This window comes from Delftia sp. ZNC0008 (assembly GCF_000799035.1).
Classification (GTDB): domain Bacteria; phylum Pseudomonadota; class Gammaproteobacteria; order Burkholderiales; family Burkholderiaceae_C; genus Comamonas; species Comamonas tsuruhatensis.
Genome location: NZ_JTKZ01000527.1, coordinates 1 through 4,172, shown reverse-complemented (window position 1 = coordinate 4,172; position 4,172 = coordinate 1). Strand labels below are relative to the sequence as shown.

Annotated in this window: 5 protein-coding genes; 2 read left to right on the top strand and 3 right to left on the bottom strand. The window is 67.5% G+C overall.

Features of this window, described 5'->3' with window-relative positions:
* The first annotated feature begins 203 nt into the window (after nt 1-203).
* Nucleotides 204-1,187, top strand: a complete 984-nt coding sequence (locus tag L995_RS17780; protein WP_047472828.1) for an aldo/keto reductase — start codon at nt 204-206, stop codon at nt 1,185-1,187.
* Between the two features lie 22 nt (nt 1,188-1,209).
* On the opposite strand, the gene L995_RS17775 is transcribed toward L995_RS17780, so the two are convergent.
* The 3 genes from L995_RS17775 to L995_RS17765 are packed head-to-tail and all read right to left on the bottom strand — an operon-like array spanning nt 1,210 to nt 3,534.
* Complete coding sequence (locus L995_RS17775; RefSeq protein WP_016446603.1) at nt 1,210-1,539, bottom strand: DUF1840 domain-containing protein; 330 nt, start codon at nt 1,537-1,539, stop codon at nt 1,210-1,212.
* 33 nt (nt 1,540-1,572) lie between these two features.
* Nucleotides 1,573-2,901, bottom strand: a complete 1,329-nt coding sequence (locus L995_RS17770) for a class I SAM-dependent methyltransferase (RefSeq protein ID WP_016446604.1) — start codon at nt 2,899-2,901, stop codon at nt 1,573-1,575.
* 24 nt (nt 2,902-2,925) lie between these two features.
* The gene (locus tag L995_RS17765; protein WP_016446605.1) at nt 2,926-3,534 is read right to left on the bottom strand and encodes a hypothetical protein; all 609 of its coding nucleotides are present in this window, start codon (nt 3,532-3,534) and stop codon (nt 2,926-2,928) included.
* Nucleotides 3,535-3,556: 22 nt separating this feature from the next.
* Here L995_RS17765 and L995_RS17760 point away from each other — a divergent pair.
* Nucleotides 3,557-4,172 (top strand): aminopeptidase (locus tag L995_RS17760; protein ID WP_047472829.1); only part of this gene is annotated, 616 nt, incomplete at its 3' end.

Sequence of the window (4,172 nt, the reverse complement as noted above, 5' to 3'; positions counted from 1 at the left end):
CCGCGTCGGCGCGGGCAATGGCCAGGAAGATGCGGGCGTCGTCCCACTGCAATGAAGTGCTCCTTGGTTTTCCTGGAAAGCCCTTGCGGAGAGCCTTTGCGGAAATGTTTTCCGGAAATGGAAGATCGAAGCGCGATTTTCTCAGTAGGCAAGCCCACCCCGGAAAACCATACTGGCCCCTTGTTTCAGCAAGAGGATATGCAATGCAACAACGCACACTTGGCCACGATCTGCAGGTATCCGCCCTGGGCCTGGGCTGCATGGGCATGAGCGAGTTCTATGGCCCGCGCGACGACGCCCTGGCGCTGCAGGCGCTGGACCATGCCGTGGAGGCCGGCATCGACTTCCTGGACACGGCCGATGTCTACGGGCCGCACCACAACGAGGAGCTGATCGGCCGCTTCCTGGCATCGCGCCGCCCGCGCGTGAAGATCGCCACCAAGTTCGGCATCGTGCGCAAGGCCGGGGAGTACCGGCGCAGCATCGACAACAGCGCGCAGTACGCGCGGCAAAGCTGCGAGGACTCGCTGCGGCGCCTGGGCGTGGAGCGCATCGACCTGTACTACGTGCACCGCGTCGATGCCACGCGGCCCATCGAAGAGACCATGCAAGGCCTGGCGGGCCTGGTGCAGGAAGGCAAGATCGCCCGCATCGGCCTGTGCGAGGTCAGCGCAGCCACGCTGCGCCGCGCCCATGCCGTGCACCCGGTGGCGGCGGTGCAGACCGAGTATTCACTGTGGACGCGCGAGGTGGAGGACGAGGTGCTGCCCGCCTGCCGCGAGCTGGGCGTGGGGCTGGTGGCCTATTCGCCGCTGGGGCGCGGCTTTCTCACGGGACGCTTTCATGGCGGCACGGCCTTCGAGCAGGGCGATTTCCGAGCCAGCCTGCCGCGCTTTCAGCCCGGCAACATCGACACCAACCAGGCCCTGGTGGGTGCCGTATCGGCCCTGGCGCAGCGCAAGGGCAGCACGCCTGCGCAGATCGCCCTGGCCTGGCTGCTGGCCCAGGGGCCGGACGTGGTGCCCATTCCGGGCACCCGGCGCATCGCCCATCTGCAGGACAACCTGGGCGCGCTGTCCGTGGCACTGACGCCCGGCGAGCTGGACGAGCTGCGGCGCGCCAGCGACGAGCTGCCCGTGGCCGGGCAGCGCTATACGGAGGAAGGCATGAAGGGCATCAACGCCTGACGGGCCAGCGGGGGCCGCCGGCTTACCAGGTGACGTCGCTGTTCTCGGCGGCGCTGCGGCGCAGCATGTCGATCATGGGCGCAGCGCGCTGGCGCAGGCTGACGGCATCGCGTGCGCCCGGTGCGGCATTGTCCTGGTCGCCATCCTGCGCATCCTCTTCCTGGTTGGCCTTGCGGCGGGCATCGTCATCGGCCACGGCGGCTTCCAGCGCATCGATGGCGGCCGGGATCTGCTGGACGGTGATGATGCCGCTGGCGCCGGGCGTCTTGCCGACGATCTCCAGGACCTGGCGGCCGTTGGATTCGAGCATGATGACGTCGGCCGTGGCACGGGACTTGAACTTGTAGAGCATGGCTATCCTTTTTCTGTGTGGCGTGTCATGCACTCAGCGGTACATGTACTCGCGGTTGAAAGCATAGTCCGATTGGGCTCCCACCATGGACCCCGACTGCAGCCGTCCGTCGGGATGCGTGCACAGCATCTGGTGCAGGGCGATCCAGCCGCGCTCGAAGCCCATGGCGCAACCCGCCAGATAGAGCCGGTAGGCGCGCAGCACCTTGGCGGCACCTTCGGCATCGGCATGCTGCTCAAGGATACGCTGCGCCTGCGGCAGCTGGGCTTCCAGTGCGTCGGACCAGTTCCACAGCGTGCGTGCGTAGTGGGGCCGCAGGTTCTCCGTGTCCACCATTTCCAGCCCGCTGTGGCCCATGTCGTGCAGCACGCGGCTCACATGCATCAGCTCGCCGCCGGGGAAGATGTAGCGGTCGATGAACTCGCCCATGCCCGCGCCCAGCTGGGTGTTGTCCACGCCGCCCGCGGTGATGCCGTGGATCAGCGCCATGCCGCCCGGGCGCAGCAGGCGGTGCACGGTCTGGAAGTACTCGGGCAGCTGGGCCTGGCCCACATGCTCGAACATGCCCACCGAGCCTATCTTGTCGAAGGGCTGGCCGGGCGCCAGCGCGCGGTAGTCCAGCAGTTGCATGTCCACCCTGCCCTGCAGGCCGCGCTCGGCAATCAGCTGCTGCACATGGCGGTGCTGGTTGTGCGAGAGCGTGATGCCCGTGGCCGTGACACCGTAATGCTCGGCCGCCCACAGCAGCAGCGCGCCCCAGCCCGCGCCGATGTCCAGGAAACGCTCGCCGGGCCGCAGGTCCAGCTTGCGGCAGATGTGGTCGAGCTTGGCCTCCTGGGCCTGGGCCAGCGTCATCTGCGGATCGCGGAAGTAGGCGCAGGAATAGACGCGGCGCGGGTCCAGCCACAGGCCGTAGAAGTCGTCGGAGATGTCGTAGTGGAACTGGATCTGCTGGGCGTCGCGCGCCAGCGTGTGCGCGGCCATGGAGCGCATGCGGGCCATGGCATGCACCCACCAGTGCGATGTGCCGCGCACCGGATCGGATTGCAGCAGGCTGGCGGCCACCGCCATCACGTCGCGCATGCGGCCATCGATGCGTACCAGCCCCTCCACGATGGCACTGCCCAGTGTCCCTATCTGCCCCGCCGCCAGGCTGGCCATGGCCGCCATGGACTGGAAATGCAGCACCACCTGCGCATCCGCAGGACCGGCGCGCTGGCCGGACGGCAGGATCACGGCCACGGGAACAGGGAGAGACGCCAGCCGCGCCTCGATGGAGCTCAGCACTTGTGTCATGGCGTTCATTTTTGACAGCAAGCCGCACTGCGTCAATCGCAGCCTGGGCTGTGCATGGCGGGGCATGGCGCCCCGCCACAGAAGGGGCGATCAGGCGATCAGCTGCCTGTAGTCGCGCCGTGTCTGGTCACTCACCGAAGCAAGCACTTGCTCGAAGGGCGTCTTGTGCCGTGCGACCAGCCGCAGGGATGCCACGGCGCGCGATTTGCAAAACCAATGACAGGTGTACTGCATGAGCAACAGCTCGGCCGTCATCATGAAGGCGCGCGCACGGCGTTCTTCCTCGGTGGCGCTGTCGGCCACGCGCACGGAGGCAATGCCGCGCGCATGCAGCTGCATGGCTTCGCGCAGATCGAAGCCGGACGACGGGAACAGCCGGTCCAGATAGGGCAGCGCCACGGGCAGCGTGCTCACGCGCGTGAGCTGCGGATCGGCCGAGGCCATTTCCTTGGCAAAGCGCTGGAACTGCTCGACCAGGCTGGTTTCGGTGTTGTCCAGCACGGTCCAGATCTGGGCGCGGCGCTGCTCGTCGTTCTCGCCCAGGGCGCGCAGATAGCCTTCGATCAGGCCGCCCATCAGCTTCTCTATCTGGAAACGCCCCAGATACTGGGCCAGCAGCAGGGTATGCCGGCGCTGCTCCTGCGTCTTGAGAAGGTAGATTGCGATGAAGACAATGATCGCCAGCGTGAAGAAGTCCATGAAAGCAGCAAGGGGGCCAAGGGTGCGTGAAGGCTTGAGTGTAGTCAGGCGCGGCCTGCCCGCGATTTTGGCGGGCATAGGCCTGCTGCTGGGCGGCTGTGCCAGCACGGGGGCCGGCGGCGACGGCCTGGGCTATTACTGGCAAAGCCTGCGCGGCCAGATACACCTGCTGCAGGCCAGCCGCCCCATTGACGACTGGCTGCAGGACGACAACCTGGCACCCGCGCTGCGCGAGCGCCTGCTTGCGGCCCAGCGCATGCGCAGCTTCGCCGTGCAACGGCTGGGCCTGCCCGACAACGCCAGCTACCGCCGCTACGCCGATCTGCAGCGGCCCTTTGCCGTGTGGAACGTGGTGGCCGCGCCGCCCGACAGCCTGGAGCTGCACCGCTGGTGCTTTCCCGTGGCCGGCTGCGTGGGCTACCGGGGCTACTTTTCCGAGGCAGACGCCGTGGCCCAGGCCCGGCTGCTGGCCGACCAGGGCCTGGAGTCCGGCAGCTACGGCGTGCCCGCCTATTCCACGCTGGGCTACCTGAACTGGCTGGGGGGCGATCCGCTGCTCAACACCTTCGTGGGCTGGGGCGAGGGCGAGTTCGCCGGCCTGCTGTTCCATGAGCTGGCCCACCAGGTGGTCTACGCGG